Source organism: Sphingomonas sp. GV3 (assembly GCF_031082075.1).
GTDB lineage: Bacteria > Pseudomonadota > Alphaproteobacteria > Sphingomonadales > Sphingomonadaceae > Sphingomonas > Sphingomonas beigongshangi.
The window spans coordinates 1,705,169-1,722,655 of record NZ_JARWLE010000001.1 but is presented as its reverse complement, the minus strand read 5'-3'; the positions used below and the strand labels follow the sequence as shown (position 1 = coordinate 1,722,655).

General features: G+C 68.1%; 21 protein-coding genes. 11 read left to right on the top strand and 10 right to left on the bottom strand.

Features of this window, described 5'->3' with window-relative positions:
* Window positions 1-404: 404 nt before the first annotated feature.
* Window positions 405-938 (bottom strand): hypothetical protein, encoded by a 534-nt coding sequence (locus RF701_RS08060; protein ID WP_203310252.1) that lies wholly within the window; start codon window positions 936-938, stop codon window positions 405-407.
* Window positions 939-1,055: 117 nt separating this feature from the next.
* Between RF701_RS08060 and RF701_RS08055 the strand changes: the two genes are divergently transcribed.
* Window positions 1,056-1,454, top strand: a complete 399-nt coding sequence (locus RF701_RS08055) for a PRC-barrel domain-containing protein (RefSeq protein ID WP_203310253.1) — start codon at window positions 1,056-1,058, stop codon at window positions 1,452-1,454.
* Here RF701_RS08055 and RF701_RS08050 read toward each other — a convergent pair.
* The 3 genes from RF701_RS08050 to uvrB form a co-directional block, all read right to left on the bottom strand.
* Window positions 1,451-1,732 carry a HigA family addiction module antitoxin gene (locus RF701_RS08050; protein ID WP_246848421.1) on the bottom strand — a complete coding sequence of 94 codons (282 nt, stop codon included), beginning with the start codon at window positions 1,730-1,732 and terminating at the stop codon, window positions 1,451-1,453. The genes RF701_RS08055 and RF701_RS08050 overlap by 4 nt on opposite strands.
* Window positions 1,733-1,739: 7 nt before the next feature.
* Window positions 1,740-2,027, bottom strand: coding sequence for a type II toxin-antitoxin system RelE/ParE family toxin (locus RF701_RS08045; RefSeq protein ID WP_308814638.1), 288 nt, complete (start codon window positions 2,025-2,027; stop codon window positions 1,740-1,742).
* 63 nt (window positions 2,028-2,090) lie between these two features.
* Window positions 2,091-4,292, bottom strand: coding sequence for an excinuclease ABC subunit UvrB (gene uvrB, locus RF701_RS08040; RefSeq protein ID WP_308814637.1), 2,202 nt, complete (start codon window positions 4,290-4,292; stop codon window positions 2,091-2,093).
* A gap of 274 nt (window positions 4,293-4,566) precedes the next feature.
* Between uvrB and RF701_RS08035 the strand changes: the two genes are divergently transcribed.
* Window positions 4,567-5,388: a ferredoxin--NADP reductase gene (locus RF701_RS08035; RefSeq protein WP_308814635.1), complete on the top strand. Its 822-nt coding sequence runs from the start codon at window positions 4,567-4,569 to the stop codon at window positions 5,386-5,388.
* Between the two features lie 86 nt (window positions 5,389-5,474).
* Window positions 5,475-6,788 carry a chloride channel protein gene (locus RF701_RS08030; protein ID WP_210359334.1) on the top strand — a complete coding sequence of 438 codons (1,314 nt, stop codon included), beginning with the start codon at window positions 5,475-5,477 and terminating at the stop codon, window positions 6,786-6,788.
* Between the two features lie 52 nt (window positions 6,789-6,840).
* Here the strand turns inward: RF701_RS08030 and RF701_RS08025 are convergent, their stop codons facing one another.
* Window positions 6,841-7,266 (bottom strand): hemerythrin domain-containing protein, encoded by a 426-nt coding sequence (locus tag RF701_RS08025; RefSeq protein WP_210359333.1) that lies wholly within the window; start codon window positions 7,264-7,266, stop codon window positions 6,841-6,843.
* 166 nt (window positions 7,267-7,432) lie between these two features.
* Here RF701_RS08025 and RF701_RS08020 point away from each other — a divergent pair, with 166 nt between their 5' ends.
* Window positions 7,433-7,885 (top strand): hypothetical protein, encoded by a 453-nt coding sequence (locus tag RF701_RS08020; protein WP_210359332.1) that lies wholly within the window; start codon window positions 7,433-7,435, stop codon window positions 7,883-7,885.
* Between the two features lie 87 nt (window positions 7,886-7,972).
* On the opposite strand, the gene RF701_RS08015 is transcribed toward RF701_RS08020, so the two are convergent.
* Complete coding sequence (locus RF701_RS08015; RefSeq protein WP_308814634.1) at window positions 7,973-9,214, bottom strand: MBL fold metallo-hydrolase; 1,242 nt, start codon at window positions 9,212-9,214, stop codon at window positions 7,973-7,975.
* A gap of 121 nt (window positions 9,215-9,335) precedes the next feature.
* Between RF701_RS08015 and RF701_RS08010 the strand changes: the two genes are divergently transcribed.
* The gene (locus tag RF701_RS08010) at window positions 9,336-10,916 is read left to right on the top strand and encodes an amidase (RefSeq protein ID WP_308814632.1); all 1,581 of its coding nucleotides are present in this window, start codon (window positions 9,336-9,338) and stop codon (window positions 10,914-10,916) included.
* A gap of 10 nt (window positions 10,917-10,926) precedes the next feature.
* Here RF701_RS08010 and RF701_RS08005 read toward each other — a convergent pair whose 3' ends face one another.
* Both RF701_RS08005 and RF701_RS08000 read right to left on the bottom strand, forming a co-directional pair.
* Complete coding sequence (locus RF701_RS08005; RefSeq protein ID WP_210359329.1) at window positions 10,927-11,322, bottom strand: DUF4345 domain-containing protein; 396 nt, start codon at window positions 11,320-11,322, stop codon at window positions 10,927-10,929.
* Window positions 11,319-11,768, bottom strand: coding sequence for a DUF2721 domain-containing protein (locus RF701_RS08000; RefSeq protein ID WP_210359328.1), 450 nt, complete (start codon window positions 11,766-11,768; stop codon window positions 11,319-11,321). The genes RF701_RS08005 and RF701_RS08000 overlap by 4 nt, the downstream gene beginning before the upstream one ends.
* A gap of 129 nt (window positions 11,769-11,897) precedes the next feature.
* Between RF701_RS08000 and RF701_RS07995 the strand changes: the two genes are divergently transcribed.
* The 3 genes from RF701_RS07995 to RF701_RS07985 are packed head-to-tail and all read left to right on the top strand — an operon-like array spanning window position 11,898 to window position 13,756.
* A complete protein-coding gene (locus RF701_RS07995) occupies window positions 11,898-12,989 on the top strand; it encodes a GNAT family N-acetyltransferase (protein ID WP_308814631.1) in 1,092 nt (363 codons plus the stop codon).
* Between the two features lie 32 nt (window positions 12,990-13,021).
* Window positions 13,022-13,570: a transcriptional regulator gene (locus RF701_RS07990; RefSeq protein ID WP_308814630.1), complete on the top strand. Its 549-nt coding sequence runs from the start codon at window positions 13,022-13,024 to the stop codon at window positions 13,568-13,570.
* 9 nt (window positions 13,571-13,579) lie between these two features.
* On the top strand, window positions 13,580-13,756 hold the full coding sequence (locus tag RF701_RS07985) for a DUF4169 family protein (RefSeq protein ID WP_288934918.1): 177 nt from the start codon (window positions 13,580-13,582) through the stop codon (window positions 13,754-13,756).
* Between the two features lie 12 nt (window positions 13,757-13,768).
* Here RF701_RS07985 and RF701_RS07980 read toward each other — a convergent pair whose 3' ends face one another.
* The gene (locus RF701_RS07980) at window positions 13,769-14,449 is read right to left on the bottom strand and encodes a tRNA (guanosine(46)-N(7))-methyltransferase TrmB (protein ID WP_203310266.1); all 681 of its coding nucleotides are present in this window, start codon (window positions 14,447-14,449) and stop codon (window positions 13,769-13,771) included.
* A gap of 89 nt (window positions 14,450-14,538) precedes the next feature.
* Here RF701_RS07980 and RF701_RS07975 point away from each other — a divergent pair, with 89 nt between their 5' ends.
* The 3 genes from RF701_RS07975 to RF701_RS07965 all read left to right on the top strand — a co-directional run bounded on the left by RF701_RS07975 (window position 14,539) and on the right by RF701_RS07965 (window position 16,129).
* On the top strand, window positions 14,539-15,333 hold the full coding sequence (locus tag RF701_RS07975) for a formate/nitrite transporter family protein (RefSeq protein ID WP_374758605.1): 795 nt from the start codon (window positions 14,539-14,541) through the stop codon (window positions 15,331-15,333).
* The gene (locus RF701_RS07970) at window positions 15,330-15,698 is read left to right on the top strand and encodes a hypothetical protein (RefSeq protein ID WP_203310267.1); all 369 of its coding nucleotides are present in this window, start codon (window positions 15,330-15,332) and stop codon (window positions 15,696-15,698) included. The genes RF701_RS07975 and RF701_RS07970 overlap by 4 nt, the downstream gene beginning before the upstream one ends.
* Window positions 15,699-15,769: 71 nt before the next feature.
* Entirely contained in the window at window positions 15,770-16,129 is a 360-nt protein-coding gene (locus RF701_RS07965) for a PilZ domain-containing protein (RefSeq protein WP_203310268.1), read from the top strand.
* A gap of 116 nt (window positions 16,130-16,245) precedes the next feature.
* Here the strand turns inward: RF701_RS07965 and metK are convergent, their stop codons facing one another.
* Entirely contained in the window at window positions 16,246-17,448 is a 1,203-nt protein-coding gene (gene metK, locus RF701_RS07960) for a methionine adenosyltransferase (RefSeq protein WP_308814629.1), read from the bottom strand.
* Window positions 17,449-17,487 lie beyond the last annotated feature (39 nt).

Below are 17,487 nucleotides of genomic sequence, written 5' to 3'. Positions count from 1 at the left end.
GCCTGCCGCCCTGCCGCCCTGCGCCAGATATGAGAAGAGGTTGCCGAGCATCCCTCCCGGGTATGCCCGACAACCCCTAAACATGGTCAGCGGCCGGAGAGCTCCAGCCCGGGAGACCATGCGGCCTCTTCAACCCTTGCCGGCATCGTTGATTGGGGGAGGATACCCCCCGATGCAGGCCGTATCGGGTCTTAGAAGCCGGTCCCCCGAACGAACTGAACCGACCCCATTGCTGAACCATGAGACATCGGATCACCTCCTTTCGCTTGTGATAGCCATGTGCCGGGGACCCCCGCCACGCCACCAATGTGCGTAAGCGCGGGCCGACATACAAGACTTGTTTTGTCGCAATCTTTGCACGAGAATCCGCCGCTTCGCGCCATGTGCGGCGCCACGGTGGCGGATCAGCCGCGGCAGTCCTCGATCACCCGGCCGACTTCGGCCCAGGCGGGCACGACGAGTGTCGCAGTACCGGCCTGCTGCACGGTAAAATGGCCGCGACTGAACGCCATCGCGTCGAGCAGGCGGTCGTCGGGCGCGAGCGCGACCGCGACATAGGGCGGCGTGCCGCCGGTCGGCTGGACCGCGACGCCGCGCGTCAGGCTGGTGGTGCGGATCGTCAGCGGCCCCGTCGCGCTGCCCGCACGCGAAAGATAGAGCCGCCGGGCCGCCACGTCGCAGCGCAGCGACAGCAGGGCATCGCCGCCGGCGGGTCCGAACAGCGCCAAACCGCCGCGCGCATCGCGGCGATAGCTCCAGGTCCCCGGCGTGGTCGGCCAGTCGCGCCAGTCGTCGCTCACCGGCTGCACGACCGGCGGGGGCGCCGGCAGGGCAGCGGGCGGCGGCGCGACGACCGGCCGGGCGGCGGACTGCGGAACGCACGCCGCGGCGGCGAGCGCCAAAAGCGGCACGGATAGAGGCGGATGACGGACGGGCATGGCGGCGGCTTATGGGCGATGCGCGCGGATGCCTCAACCCGAGGAGCGCGGGAACCGGCGCGGCGGCAGGACGGTTCATCTGCATCAACGTGCAACGCCAGCCTATCAGGAGCCGCCATGTCCGCCGATGCCGCCCCCGACACCCATGCCGCCACCACCGCCGCCACGCAGCTGCTCGCGCAGACCAATGTCGCGCACACGCTGAAGGTGGAAAGCCGCGACGGCGACGTCGTTGGTTCGGTCTATGCGCTGATGGTGCACAAGGGCTCGGGCCGCACGACGCACGCGGTGCTGAGCCTGGGCGGCTTCCTGGGCATGGGCAAGAGCTTCTACCCGGTGCCGTTCCACCTGCTGCAGTTCGATCCGGTGCGCGACCTGTACGTCATCACGATCGACCGGCGCATGCTGGAGGGCGGGCCGAGCTGGTCCAACAACGCGCCGGTGTTCGACCAGGCCTATGCCGATCGCGTCGCGAGCTATTACGGCGTCGGTCGCGAGGATCTGAGCGCGGGTTAAGCCGCGCGCGGCACGATCCGGTCGAGCGCGTCGCCTTCGGCGCGTTCGACCTCCTCGATATCATAGCTATTCTGCAGACGCAGAAAGAAGCCGTTCGACATGCCAAAATAGCGAGTGAGCCTGGCGTCGACGGCAGCGTCAATGTGTCGCTTGCTCGCTACGATCGCTTCAAGCGTTGTCAGGTCGATCCCAGCGCCACGCGCCACTTCGTCCAACGGAATCTGCGAACCGACCAGAAAATCTTCGCGCAGGATGTCGCCTGGATGGACGTTGTCCAACCGGTCCTCATCCGCGATGGTAATCCTCGATCCGGACATCGTCCGCGCCTCCATCGGACCAGCAGAAGGTGAGCCGCCACTGGTCGTTGATGCGTACACTATATCGTGGAGGCGCGTAGCCTTTCAACTGCTCCAGCCTGTTACCCGGCGGCTGCCGCATATCGTCCAGCCGTTCCGCCGCTTCAAGCTGACGGAGCTTGCGACGTGCCGTATCGTGAATATCCGGCGGGAGTTGGCGTACGCGCTTGCCGCGAAAGAGCGCATGGGTTTCACGCGTGGCGAAGCTGCGGATCATGTTGGCTACCTTTCGCCAGCACCCTAACCACGCTGGTAACCCGGAAAGGATCGTTTCGATAGCCTATCGCGACCGGCTGCCCCCCATGCGCATCTTCTGCTGCTTGCCGAAGCGCGTCTTGCGCGTGCCGGGCTTGCCTTCGTTGCTGCGGCCCATGATCGGCGCCTTCTGCTGTTCGACGGGCAGGCCGAGCTCCTCCTGCTCCAGGCTGCGGATCTCGTCGCGCAGGCGGCCGGCCTCCTCGAACTCGAGGTCGGCGGCGGCCTTGCGCATCTTCTTCTCCAGCTCCTCGATATAGGCGCGCAGATTGTGGCCGACCATGTGCGGCCGCTGGCCGTCCTCGTCGATCGGCACCGTCACCTGATCCTGGCTGGCGACATGGGCGATGATGTCGCCGATGTTCTTGCGCACCGTCGCGGGCGTGATGCCGTGCTCGATATTATACGCCTGCTGCTTTTCCCGCCGGCGCGCGGTCTCGTTCATTGCGCGCTCCATGCTGCCGGTGATGCGGTCGGCATAGAGGATCACGCGGCCGTCGACGTTGCGCGCGGCGCGGCCGATCGTCTGGATCAGCGACGTCTCGGAGCGCAGGAAGCCTTCCTTGTCGGCGTCGAGGATCGCGACCAGCCCGCATTCGGGAATGTCGAGCCCCTCGCGCAGCAGGTTGATGCCGATGAGCACGTCATAGACCCCGAGCCGCAGATCGCGGATCAGCTCGATACGCTCCAGCGTCTCGACGTCGGAATGCATGTAGCGGACCTTGATCCCCGCCTCGTGCATATATTCGGTCAGGTCCTCGCTCATCCGCTTGGTCAGCGTGGTGACTAGGCTGCGATAGCCCTTCGCCGTCGTCGCCTTGCACTCCTGGATCAGGTCCTGCACCTGTTCCTCGACCGGCTTGATCTCGACGGGCGGGTCGATCAGGCCGGTGGGGCGGATGACCTGTTCGGCGAAGACGCCGCCGGTCTGCTCCATCTCCCAGCCGCCCGGCGTCGCCGAGACGCTGACCGTCTGCGGGCGCATCGCGTCCCATTCGTTGAAGCGCAGCGGCCGGTTGTCGATGCACGACGGCAGGCGGAAGCCATATTCGGCGAGCGTGATCTTGCGACGATGGTCGCCGCGCGCCATCGCGCCGATCTGCGGCACCGTCTGGTGGCTCTCGTCGACGAACAGGACGGCGTTTTCGGGAAGGTATTCGAACAGCGTCGGCGGCGGCTCGCCGGGCAGGCGGCCCGTGAGGAAGCGACTGTAATTCTCGATGCCGTTGCAGCTGCCGGTGGCGGCGATCATCTCGAGGTCGAAATTGGTGCGCTGCTCCAGCCGCTGGGCCTCGAGCAACTTTCCTTCCGCGACCAGCTCCTTGAGCCGTTCTGACAGCTCGTGCTTGATCGCCTCGGTCGCCTGTTTCAGCGTCGGGCCGGGCGTGACATAGTGGCTGTTGGCGTAGATGCGCACGCTATTGAGGCTGGCGACCTTCTTGCCGGTCAGCGGATCGAACTCGACGATCTCCTCGATGTCGTTGCCGAAGAAGCTGATCCGCCAGGCGGTATCCTCGTAATGCGACGGGAAGACCTCCAGCGTGTCGCCCTTCACGCGGAAATTGCCGCGCGCGAAGGCGGCGTCGTTGCGCTTGTACTGGAGCGCGACGAGCTTGCGCACGATCTCGCGCTGGTCGGCGGTCTGGCCCTTCTTCAGGTCGAAGATCATCGCCGAATAGGTCTCGACCGAGCCGATGCCGTAGAGGCACGACACCGAGGCGACGATGATGACGTCGTCGCGTTCGAGCAGCGACCGGGTCGCCGAATGGCGCATCCGGTCGATCGACTCGTTCACCGAGCTTTCCTTCTCGATATAGGTGTCGGACCGCGGGACGTACGCCTCGGGCTGGTAGTAATCGTAATAGCTGACGAAATATTCGACCGCGTTGTTTGGGAAGAAGCTCTTGAACTCGCCATAGAGCTGCGCAGCGAGGATCTTGTTGGGGGCGAGGATCAGCGCGGGGCGCTGCAGCTCCTCGATGACCTTGGCCATGGTGAAGGTCTTGCCCGAGCCGGTGACGCCGAGCAGCACCTGATCCTTCTCGCCCGCACGCGCGGCCGCGGTCAGCTCGGCGATCGCGGTCGGCTGGTCGCCCGATGGCTGATAATCGCTGACCAAATCGAAGCGCTTGCCGCCCTCCACCTTGTCGGGCCGCGCGGGGCGATGGGGGACGAAGCTCTCGCCCGTTTCCGGCTCGGCGAGACTGGTGCGGATCTGGATGGCCATAGAATCGGGGATATGGGGGCGGGGGCGGGCGGTGGCAACGGATCGGGAACATGCGCGCTCTTTGTTCCCCCGGCGAAGGCCGGGGCCCAGCCGGGAAGGCCGCCGAGCATGATCGCTGAGCGTAACCCAACTGGGCCCCGGCCTTCGCCTGGCGCCACGAAGAGGGACGCGCGCAGGCTTGGTGGGTGGCGCCCAAGTTTCGCTTTGGTTGACCCGCCGCGCCGCGCTTCATAATGCGACCGCGTTCCACGAACCATCCAAAGCCCTGTCCGCAATGACCGATACCCGTGCCCCCGTGCTGATTCCCGAGACCAAGGCGTTCCTCAACGTCAAGGTGCTGTGGGTGCGCCATTGGAACGACCGCCTGTTCTCCTTCGCGGTCGAACGGCCTGCGTCGTTCCGCTTCCGCTCGGGCGAATTCGTGATGATCGGCCTGCCGGGCGACGGACCGGACGCCAAGCCGATCATGCGCGCCTATTCGGTCGCCAGCCCGAATTATGCCGAGGAGCTGGAGTTCCTGTCGATCAAGGTCGAGGACGGGCCGCTGACGTCGAAGCTGCAGCTGATCCAGCCGGGCGACGAGGTGTATATGGGCAAGAAGCCGACCGGCACCTTGGTCACCGACGCGCTGGTCGGCGGCAAAAGGCTGTTCTTCTTCTCCACCGGTACCGGCCTCGCGCCGTTCCTCAGCCTGGCGCGCGACCCGGACGTCTATGGCATGTTCGACCAGGTGATCCTGGTCCATTCGGTGCGGCAGGTCAGCGACCTTGCCTATCACGACGAACTGCAGGCGCGGCTGGTGGACGATCCGCTCGTGTCCGAAGAGGCGGCGCAGCAGTTCCATTATATTCCGACGGTGACGCGCGAGCCGTTCCGCACGACGGGGCGCATCGGCGATCTGATCGAGAGCGCGGCGCTGTTCGGCGATCCGGTGCAGGGCCCCAAGAAGCTCGATCCGGAGACGGACCGGATCATGCTGTGCGGCAGCATGGCGATGATCCGCGAGACCGCGCAGATGCTGGACGGCATCGGCTTCGAGGAAGGCTCGAACGCCAAGCCCGGGACCTATGTGATCGAGCGCGCCTTCGTCGATTGAGGAGATTCCCCTCCCGGTTGCGGGAGGGGCGTGACATGCGCGTTTAGCGCTTCTCTCCGCCGCGCCTTTCCCCTACCCCCCGGCGCATGACCGGCGAAGCCCTGCCGCCGCGTCGCCCGCGCGGGTGGACGCCACGACGTTTTCGTGCGCTGTTGCGATCGCGGGGGCCGACCAGCCTGCGCTTCCGCCGCCGGATCGCGGTGCTGACCGGCGCGGTCGCGATCGGCATCGTCGCGGTGCTGTTCGCGCGCGCGTCCGACGCGACCGGCCTGATGTTCGCCGCCTTCGCGCGGCGGTGGCACTGGTTGCCGTTGCTCACCACGCCCATCGGTTTCATGGCGCTGGTCTGGCTGACGCGCAGGTTCGCGCCGCTGGCGCGCGGGTCGGGCATTCCGCAGGTGATGGCTGCGCGCGCCGATCCGCAGGGGGCGACCCGCGGGCTGATCTCCGTGAAAACCGTCTGCGCCAAGGTGCTGCTGACGATCGGCGCGATCCTGTGCGGCGCGAGCGTGGGGCGCGAGGGGCCGACGGTGCAGATCGCGGCGGCGGTGATGGGGGTAACGCACCGCGTGCTGCGCGTGCCGCTCAATGCGGCGGTGATCGTCGCGGGCGGCGCGGCCGGCGTCGCGGCGGCGTTCAACACGCCGCTGGCGGGCGTGCTGTTCGCGATCGAGGAACTCGCCGCCGCCTATGAGCAGAAGGTGACGCTGCTGGTGCTGTCGCTCATCGTCGTCGCCGGCATCACCGCGCAGGCGCTGATGGGCGACTATATCTATTTCGGCGCGATCGGGGCGCACATCTCGCTGGCCACCGCCCTGCTGGTCGTGCCGGTCGCAGGCGTGGTCGGCGGCGCGTTCGGCGGGCTGTTCTCGCGCGTCATGCTCGGCCTGGCGAGCGGCGCGCATCGCATCACGGCGCTGACCAAGGCGCAGCCGATCGCCTTTGCCGGCCTGTGCGGCCTGATCGTCGCTGCGCTGGGAATCGCGACGTCCGGCCTGACCTGGGGCACCGGCTATTCGGCGGCGCGGGCGATGATCGTCGGCGTCGACGCGCCCTTGTGGTTCGGCCCGGCCAAGGCACTGGCGACGCTGGCGACCGCGGTGGCGGGGCTGCCCGGCGGCATCTTCGCGCCCAGCCTGGCGGTGGGCGCGGGCGTCGGCAACCTGCTGCACGCGCTGTTTCCCGGCGATCCGGCAGGCGCGGTCGTGATCCTGGGGATGACCGCCTATTTCGCCGGCGTGGTCCGCGCGCCGCTGACGGCGGTGATCATCCTGTCGGAAACGACGGCAAGCCGCGGCCTGCTGCTGCCGATGTTCGCGGTCGCCTTCATCGCCGACTGGGCGAGCCGCGCCGTCTGCCGGGAGAAGCTGTACCACGGCCTGGCGCAGACGTTCCGGTGAGCAGGCCACCTGCCGGAAGGAGATGCGCCCGGTCGCCCGAAGCTGGAACCGATCAGCCTTGCAAGAGCCGCGCGGCCGCCGGGTAGAGCTCGGCTTCCTCGCGCTTGAACATGGCGAGCAACGCCGCTCGGTGGGTCGGCACCTCCTGGCCGTACTCCGCCCATGCCTTGGCGATCTCGGCCGCCGACCAGCGGTTCAGATGCGCGGAATATACACCGCGTAGCCGGCGCGCGTCTTCGAGGATGGACGCATAGCCGGGGATGGCGTCAATCCGACGCGCCGCCCGCAAGGGTGCGTGGACCTGTGCCTCCTCGGCGAGGCGATGGTCCCTGAGAAGCTGCGCCAGCCTGACGCGGGTCGCTCCCAATTGCGGAAGGGCCGTCGCCTGCGGTTGCCTGGTCAACGCGATGAGGGCGTCGACAGCAACCACTATGTCGGCATGCTGCCGCTTGAGGAGCGCGATGTCTATCTGGGGCATGGCGAGCTCATGATATCGTCATTAATCGCTCGCTGGATTTCGGGGCCCGCATGTCCCGATGAGAGCGATGCTGGTGCTCGGGCCGTGACCCCCTAGGGGCAGTCTAAAGTTTGATCCAGATCAATTTGATTACCTTAGATTAATATGATCGCCGTAACCAGTAAGCATGACGAAAGCGTCCTGGAATGTAGAGGTCGAGCTCGATCGCAGGCTTCTCAAGCTCGCGATCCGTGGCTTTTTCACTGTCGACGACGTTGCGGGGTTCGCGACCGCCGTGCGCGCGGCGATCGTCAGATTGCGGCCCTCGCTCGCAGGAAGGCCGCACGTCACGATCTGCGACACGCGTGGCGTCCAGATCCAGTCCGCCGAAGCCGGAGCGGCCTTCGAAGCGATGCTGGCCAATCCCGAGGCCCGTTCGCGGCGACTCGCCTATGTCATCGATGCCGCGCTGGCGCAGATGCAGATCAAGCGGATCACCGCTCGGGAGGATGCCGCCTATTTCCGGACATATGAGGAAGCCGAAGCCTGGGTGTTCGCCGACGATCCCGATGGTTCGACCAGCCGGATCGACCGGCGCGACACGAGGCAGCCGTCGTGCGCGCGAGGTCCGCACGACTGAAGAAAGGCACGCCGGTCGGCGCCGCGTTGCGACAATTCCGGCTGCCGCGCACGCCGGACCTCCCCATCGCCGACGATCGTCGCAACGTCAGGGCAGCGCCTTCACTGCGGGCGTGTCCATGCAGCGCAGCATCGCGTCGCGCGTCAGCGGGGCGTGCGGTGCGGGGGCGGTGTAGGGGGGCACCTCGAACGGCCTGCCCAGGCCTTGGGCGGTGAAGCCGGTGCCGCCGGTGCAGCGCATCGCCTCGGCCAGCATGCGCGGCGGCGTGTCATAGCCTTCGTAGGACAGGCGGAACGTCCCCCAGTGGATCGCCATGCTGCGCGCGGCACCCAGACGCTGGTGGATCAGCGCCGCCTCCGCCGGGCCGACATGGCTGCCCGAGGACATCTGTCCCGGCACGAAGCGGAAGGCGCCGATCGGGATCATCGCGAAGCGTATCGGCCCGTACGCCGCTGCCTCGCGCGGCCAGTTGCCGTCGCCGAAGCCGGTGTCGCCGGCGAAGAAGATGTTGCCGCCGTCGCCGGGCAGGCGGATCACGAAGCTGGACCAGAGCGCACGATTGCGGTCGGTGAACCAGCGGCTGCCCCAATGGTGGTTGCGCGTCACGATCACCTGCGCGCGGTCGCCGGGGCACCAGGGGCTTTCCCCGCAGCGCGGCGCGACAGGCGTGACCTTCAATCCCGTTGCGTCCAGCGTCGCGGCCTGCCCCCAGTCGAGCGCGGTGGCTTTGGCACCGACCTGACCGATGACGCTGTCGTTGCCCAGGCTGGTGATGATCTGGGGACGGTCGCGCTCCCAAAGGCGCCGCAGCGTCGCCTGGTCGAGATGGTCGTAATGGTTGTGGCTGACGAGCACGAGGTCGATCCTGGGCAGATCCTCGAACCGTATGCCGGGTTCCGCGACCCGCTTTGGCCCGAAGCCGAGCGGGCCGGCGCGCTCGCTCCAGACGGGATCGGTCAGAATGTTGAGACCGGCGGTCTGGATCAGCACCGTGGCATGGCCGACCCAGGTGACGCGCATCGCCTCTCCCTCCACACGGGCGGGGGGACGGTCGGGCGTCACCGCGACGGTATCCGGCCATGCCGGCCGGCCGTCGCGCCCGGTCAGCTGGCGCCAGAAGAAGCCCGCGCGGCTACCGCCCGTCGGCGCGATGCGGAACGTGTCGCCGTCGCCATCCGGATTGAAAAAGCGTTGTCCGTCGTAATGGTCGCTGTCCGGCCCCTCATAATAGAGGCGATCGAGGAAGCGTGGGACGATCGTGATGCCGAGGCCGATGACGACCACGAGACATACGACGATGGCACTGATGATCTTGAGCGCTGTGGCCACGGACAGTCCAGGACAAGAGGATCGCGACCAACGCAGGTGCGCGATTGCGGTTCACCCGGCAACCCCGCTTGCGCTCCGCGACGGGCGCGATAGCATCGTGCCTGTCTCGAAGGGGGATTCCATGCGTCGGATTTTATTGGCCTTTCTGCTTGCCGGTGCGGTCGTGCCGAATATCGCGGCGGCGAAGACGGTGAAGGTCGAAGAAGCGTCGATCGACCAGCTGCAGGCGATGATGGCACGGGGGGAGGCGTCCAGCGTCGAGCTGACCCGCGCCTATCTGGCGCGGATCGCGGCGATGGATCGCAAGGGGCCGGCGCTGCGCAGCGTCATCGCCGTCAACCCCGATGCGCTCGACCAGGCGAAGGCGCTCGACGCGGAGCGCAAGGCCGGCCGCATCCGCGGGCCGCTGCATGGCATACCCGTGCTGATCAAGGACAATATCGAAACCGCGGACCGCATGGCGACGACGGCCGGCAGCCTGGCGCTGAAGGACAATGTCACCGGCCGCGACGCGCCGGTGGTGGCGGAGCTGCGCCGCGCGGGCGCGGTCATCCTGGGCAAGACCAATTTGTCGGAATGGGCGAACATCCGTTCGACGCACGCGATGAGCGGTTGGAGCGCGGTCGGCGGTCTGGTCAAGAATCCCTATGCGCTCGACCGCACCGCCTGCGGATCGTCGTCCGGATCGGGCGCGGCGGTGGCGGCCAGCTTTGCCGCGGTGGCGGTGGGGACGGAGACGGACGGATCGGTGACCTGCCCGTCGTCGATCAACGGCCTGGTCGGGCTGAAGCCGTCGATCGGCCTCGTCAGCCGCACGCGCGTCGTGCCGATCAGCCATAGTCAGGACACGCCCGGGCCGATGGGGCGCAGCGTCCGCGACGTCGCGCTGCTCCTGTCTGCGATGGTCGCGCCCGATCCCGCCGATCCGGCGACGGCGGGCGCGGTGCGCCGCGATTATGCGAGCGGCCTGTCGGTGAGCGCGCTGTCGGGGCTGCGGATCGGCGTGATCCGCCCCAAGGATCTGCCCGCGGACACGGCCGCGCGCTACGATGCGGCGCTTGCGGTGCTCCGCGCGGGCGGGGCGGTGCTGGTCGACGTGACGCCGCCCAAGCTGGACGGCCTCGGCGACGCCGAGTTCCTCGTGTTGCAGACGGAGTTGAAGGCCGACCTCAATGCCTATCTGGCGACGACCCCCGCGGCGGTGACGGCGCGGACGCTCGACGAGCTGATCGCGTTCAACCGCGATCATGCGGCGGTGGAAATGCCCTTCTTCGGCCAGGAGATCTTCGAGATGGCGGCGAAGACCGGCGGGCTGGACGATGCCGCCTACAAAACGGCGCGGGCCAAGTCGCTGCGGCTCGCCGGGCAGGAGGGCATCGACGCGATGCTCAAGGCGGCGGCCGCCACCGTTCTGGTCGAGCCGACCTATGCCGGCGCCTGGCTGAGCGATCCGGTCTATGGCGACCAGTATAATGGCCCGTCGGCTGCCGAATTGCCGGCGATCGCTGGCTATCCCCACCTGACGGTTCCCATGGGGCTGGCCAAGGGACTGCCGGTCGGCCTGTCGTTCATCGCGACCAAGGGCGGTGAGGCGACCGTGCTGGGTGCGGGCTATGCCTATGAACAGCGGGCCAAGGCGCGGGTCGTCCCGACCTATCGCGCACAGGCCGACGTGGGGCCGGGGCTGGAAGGCGTGCGCTGAACGGGGGGCGTCAGGCCCGGCGTGCGACGCTTGCCTGCCACAGCATCAGCAACGGCACGACGCCCAGTTCCATCGCCAGCCCGAACAGATGGCCCGACGAGGGCGCGCCGACGCTGGCCAGCGAGACCAGCCGCGAGCAGCCGCCCGCGATGACCAGCGCGCCGAGCAGGCGGAAGCGCGGGCCCTTGCGCGCGATATCGGGAATGCAGGTGGCGAAGGCGACGCCGACCGCGAAAAAGATGCCGGAGATGTAGCGGAAGTGGCTGTCGAGGTCGCGCGGGATCACCGGCGGATGGCCGAGGAAGCCGGGGCCCCTGACGATCCCCATGCCGCCGATCGCCAGCGGGACGAGGCAGGCGACCGCGACCACGGCCTGGAGCAGGCGGCGTTCCAGCGTGGCATTCATATCAGGATCTCCTTGCGCACGTGGATCGCGCGCAGCGATACCCGCACCTCCCACATGAAGGCGGTGAGACAGAGGATCAGCAGCGTCACCGCGACGATGAAGACCAACGCGATCCACGTGCCGATGTGCAGCTTGGCGAGATTGGCGACGAACAGCATCGCGATGACGATGCAGGCCATCACCGCGCTCGACACCGACAGGAACAGCGCGCCGTTGATGATCGACATGCGCTCGTCGAGCAGCTTGAGTTCCCATTTGCGGCGCGCGGCCTCGTCGCCGTCGATCTCGCCGAGCAGGCTTTCGAGCGCGCGCGCCCGGTCGATGACGCGGGCCAGCCGGCCGGCGAGCACATTGAGAATCTGACCGATCGCCGCCAGCATGAACACAGGGGCGAGCGACAGCTGGATGGTTTGTGCGATGGTAGTGACGGCGGGCATGGTCGGCATGATGCGCATCATAGGCGGCGGGCGCGGCAGCGGAAGGGCCGAAACGGGGTCGGCGTCCGACGCAGCCTCGCGATTGCCGCCTTGCGAGCTGCACCGCTTGGTAACCGATTGCGTATAGCGACGATGGTCGTGACGAAGCCGATGCTCCTTGCCGAGTTTGAGCGGATGCCGCCGATCGCGCGCGCGCGGATCGCCGAAGGGCTGGCCAGCGCGATCGATACCGTGGCCGCGGCCGGGCCGGCGAGCCACGGCTTCCTGCGCTACGGCTGGTATGCGGCGGCACTCGCCGCCTATGGCGGGTCGCCGCGGACATTGGTGGTCGAGGACGACGGGGTGCCCGTCATCGCGCTACCCTTCGTCGGGTTCGGGCCCGGATCGCTGCACCTTGCTGCGATACCGGGAAGTTATTGGCCTTTCCGCAGCTTCCCCGTCGCGCATGGCGCGAGCGAGGGCGGCTGGAACGCGGCGCTGGCGGCACTTGCCGGCACAGTGAACGGATTGCGCATCGGGCCGGTCTATGACGACGATCCCGGCGCGACGCCGCTGATCGCGGCGGCACGACGCGCGGGCTGGTGCGCGATGCCGCGGTTCGTCGCCGACAGCTGGCTGCTCGACATGACGGCGCTCCGCGCGGAGGGGACGTGGCCGCGTGGCTCGACGCTGCGCAAGAACCGGCAGCTCGAACGGCAGCTCGGCGAACGCGGTACGCCCGAATGGCTCGGCCTGCGCGGCGCGGACTGGCCGGCCGCCTTCGACAGGCTGGCGGCGGTGGAGGCGGCGAGCTGGATCGCGTCGCGCACCGACGGGCGCGACGCCAAATTCACCGAAGGGGGGCATGGCGCCTTCTGGCGCGCCGCCGCCGCCGATCCGGAGGTGGCGGCGATGATGCATGCCGCGCTCCTCACGATCGACGGGCGCCCGGTGGCCTTTTCCTTCGATATAGATGCCGGCGACCTCACATATGCGATCGCCAACAGCTACGACCCCGCCTTCGCCAAACAGTCGCCGGGCAAATTGCTCTATTACCGCAACCTCGGCAGTGCGCTCGACCGCGGCATCGCGCGGGTCGACTGGGGGGCGGGCGACAGCGGTTACAAGCAGGTGATCGGCGCCACCAAGGGCCCGGCGATCCGCGACTGGCTGCTGCTGCGGCCCGGCGCGCCGGCATGGGCCGGCCGGATGCTGCGCGGCCTGTGGGCGCGGTCGGGCCAGCGGCATTGAACCCCGATCGCGGCTCGATGCGTTCGGCCGCCATGCGCGTATTCATCGATTTCGAAGCCTCATCGCTCGGCAAGACCAGCTACCCGATCGAGGTGGCCTGGGTGTTCGAGGACGGACGCGAGCAATCCTACCTGATCCGTCCGCCCGAACGCTGGACGGACTGGGACCCGGCGGCCGAGGCGGTGCATGGCATCGCGCGCGCGACGATCGAGCGCGACGGCACGCCGCACGACGTCGTCGCGCGGCGGATGGTGGAGGCGTTGAGCGGGCACGACCTGTTCGCCAGCGCGCCGTCCTGGGACGGCAAATGGCTGAGCGCGCTGCTGCGTGCCGCGAAATTGCCGCGCCATGCGCTGCGTCTGCGGGACACGGACGAGGCGCAGCGCGACGGCGCGGCGGAGATCCTGGCGCCGGTGGTGCGGCGCGAGGCGCTCGGCAGCGTGGTCGAGGAGGTGGTGCGCAGCGCGACGCCCGACAGCGATGCCGAACCGCCGGCGCATCGTGCGCTTGCCGATGCGCGTGGCGAACTCGCCGCTTATCGCCGTGTCTGCGCGGTGGCGCGCGATCGCGCGGCGCGATAGGCTGTCGCCATGGCCGAGATCATCAACCTGCGCCGCGCCCGCAAGGCGCGCGACCGCGCCGCCGACGCCCGCAGCGCGGAGGCGAACCGCGCGAAGTTCGGGCGGACCAAGGCGGAAAAGGCCGCCGACGCCGCCGACCGGGCGCGCATCGACCGCACGCTCGACGGCGCGAAGCTGGACGATTGATCCCCCCGCGCGTCAGACGCGCAGGTAACGGAAGTACCACACCTCGTGCCCCTGGCGCCGCGCCTTGCGCTCGTAGCGCGTCTCCGGCCAGTCGGCGGGGCGGGTCAGGAAGTCCTGCGGCGTGCGCGCGGTCCAGGCGAAATCGCGGCGCTGGTTCATCACCATCATCGACCAGCGGCAATATGTCGGATCGTCGGTGCCGAGCCGGAATTCGGCGCCCGGCTTCAGCTTGGCGGCGATGACGTCGAGCGGGCCGTGGTTGATCATCCGGCGCTTGGCATGCCGCGCCTTGGGCCAGGGGTCGGGGTGGAGCAGGTACAGGCGCGACAAACTGGCATCGGGCAGCCGCTCCAGCACCTCGAGCGCATCGCCCATGTGCAGCCGGACGTTGGCGAGACCGCCGTCGCGAATGTGGCCGAGCGCCCCGACCACCCCGTTCAGAAACGGCTCGCAGCCGATGAAGCCGGTGCCGGGGCGCATGGCCGCCTGGCCGGCGAGATGCTCGCCCGCGCCGAAGCCGATCTCCACCTCGAGCGGGCGATCGTCGCCGAACAGGCGCTTCGCATCCAGCGCGCCATCCTCGGGTACGCTGACGGTCGGCAGCAGATCCTCGACGAGCGCGGCCTGGCCCTGGCGAAGCTTGTGGCCCTGGCGGCGGCCGTAGAGGCGGCGGATGGTGACGGGGTCGTTCATGGGAGCGCGGCCTTAGCGACATCGCGCGCGGCTGGCAAAGTCGCGGACCCATTGCACGGCGCAGCCGTTACCCCATGAAGATGGCCGAAATGCACGACGACGATGACCTGAAGGCGGCGGACGCCAAGGACCTCCACCGCACCGTGCGCGAAGAGGGCGAGGAGGAACTGCGCCGCCCGGCCATGTCGCTATTCTGGTCGGGCCTGGCGGCGGGCATCGCGATCAGCACCTCGTTGATCGCCGAGGCGGCGCTGCACGAACATCTGCCCGACGCGCCGTGGCGCGAGCTGGTCGTCGGGTTCGGCTATCCGATCGGCTTTCTGTTCGTGGTGCTCGGTCGGATGCAGCTGTTCACGGAAAGCACGATCACCGCGATGCTGCCGCTGGTGACGCGGCCGTCCGCCTGGGCGCTCGGCCGGACGTTGCGGCTGTGGGGGATCGTGCTGCTCGCCAATTTGCTGGGCACCGCGATCGCGGGCTGGGCGATCGCCAACGGCATCATCGGCGACGATGCGCTGCGCACCGCGGCGCTGGCGGTGTCGGACAAGATCACCCGATTGTCGCCGGGTGGGACGGTGATCAACGCCGTTCCCGCCGGCTTCGTCATCGCCGTGCTGGCATGGGTATTGCCCAGCGCGCGTATGCAGAGCTTCTGGCTGATCCTGTCCTTCACCTACATCCTGACGATCGCGGGGTTCAGCCATTCGATCGTCGGATCCGCCCAGGCGTTCCTGCTGCTGTTCAGCGGCCGCTCCGAGCCGGTCGAGACGCTGCTGGGATTGATCGCACCGGCCGTGCTGGGCAATCTGATCGGCGGGGCCGGCATTTTCGCGCTGCTGGCGCACGCGCAGGTACGGGGCGAGATGCCGAAGGAGCTGACATGAACGACGTGGCGGGTGGCGCCGGACAGGCGGTGGTGGTGCGGCCGGCGGAGGCGCCTGCCACGGACGGCCTCGGCGAGGCAGCGGCGTCGGTGATACGCGAATTGCGCCGCCACCCCGCGATGCTTGCGGTCGCGCTCGGCACGGTCGCCGTCGGCGTCGCGGCCCGGCGACCCGCGCTGGTGCGCGGCGGCGGCCGCATGGTCGCCGCTCAGCTGGTCGCAGCCGTCGGAGCGACTGCCCGCGCGCGTCTGCTCGCCCCGCGCGAGGGCGCGGAGACGCCATCCCACCCGATCGCCGACATGGCCGCGGGATTTGCGATCGACTGGGCCGTGCGGGCGGTCAGCCACGGAAAAAAACGTTCGTAACGGATATAAGCGTCCGCGTGTTTACTTTCTGGTTACGACGATAGCGATAGAAGGGTCGGCAAGAGGACCCGATGGACGATCTTACCGAAAACCCCCGGCAAAAGCGCAGCAGCGTCATCGTGCGCGCGCTGGTCAGCCTTCCCGACAGCGACCGCCAGGTCGAGCGCCGCGTGCGCAACCTCTCGCTGACGGGCGCGTGCATCGAGCACCAGGGCGAGATGCAGGTCGGCATGACGCTGCGCATCGACATGGGAACCCTGCGTGAGCTGCGCGGGACGGTGATGTGGATCACCGACCGCCTTGCGGGCCTTCGTTTCGAACAGCCGGTCAATCTGGACGAGGCCCGCAAGCCGCGGGCCGCCGCGGTCACCTCGGTGGGCGGCATCCAGGTCGGATGGATGGCGGAGGTGCGGCACGCCTACCGGCGCTGAGCCGGCAAGCGCCATCCGAAGCGACCAAGAAAAAACCCCGGGTTCCCCCGGGGTTTTTCGTATCGAAGGACGATCCATGTTCGGGGACGCGGTGCCGCCCCGATCCGGATCGCAGATCAAGCGGCGACCGCTTCCTTGAGCCGATCGACCAGGTCGGTCTTTTCCCAGGTGAACAGCGCACCGTCGGGATCGCGCCCGAAATGCCCGTAGGCGGCGGTCTTCGAATAGATCGGCGCGTTGAGCTTCAGATGCTCGCGGATGCCCTTGGGGGTCAGGCGCACGAGCTGCGGCAACACCTGCTCCAGCTTCGCCTCGTCGACCGTGCCCGTGCCGTGCGTGTCGACATAGACGCTGAGCGGCTCGGCGATGCCGATCGCATAGCTGAGCTGGATCGTGCAGCGCTTGGCGAGACCCGCCGCGACGACGTTCTTGGCTAGGTAGCGCGCGACATAGGCGGCCGAGCGGTCGACCTTGGTCGGGTCCTTGCCGCTGAACGCGCCGCCGCCGTGCGGTGCCGCGCCGCCATAGGTGTCGACGATGATCTTGCGGCCGGTGAGGCCGGCGTCGCCGTCGGGTCCGCCGATCTCGAACAGGCCGGTTGGATTGACGTAGATCTTGTCGTCCTCCGGCAGCCAGCCGTCGGGCAGGATTTCGGCGAACACGCCCTTGACGTAGTCGCGCAGCTTGGCCTGGCCCTCGGGGTTCGAATGATCGGCACTGTGCTGCGTCGACACGACGAGCGCGGTCGCCTTGACCGGCACGCCGTTCTCATATTGCAGCGTCACCTGGCTCTTCGCGTCCGGCTCGAGGAAGGGCGCGGCGCCGGCATGGCGATCGGCGGCCATCTTCTCGAGGATCTTGTGGCTGTAATAGAGCGTCGCGGGCATCAGGCCGGGCGTTTCGTCGGTCGCGTAGCCGAACATGATGCCCTGGTCGCCCGCACCCTCGTCCTTGTTGCCGCTCTCGTCGACGCCCATCGCGATGTGCGCGGACTGGGCGTGCAGGTTGTTCGAGAAATCGAACGTCTGCCAATGGAAACCCGACTGTTCGTAGCCGATGCGCTTCACGGTCTCGCGCACCGTCTTCTCGATCTCCTCGAGCGCGCCGGGCGCCCATTGGTCGTCCTCGAACACGCCCTTGCAGCGGATCTCGCCAGCCAGCACGACCTTGTTGGTGGTGGTCAGCGTCTCGCAGGCGATGCGGGCCTCCGGGTCCTTGGACAGGAAGAGATCGACGATCGCGTCGCTGATCTGGTCGGCGACCTTGTCGGGGTGCCCTTCGGACACGGACTCGGACGTGAAGATGTAAGAACCGCGCATCACTGCCTCATAACGATATAAAGATGTCGTTATATGAGC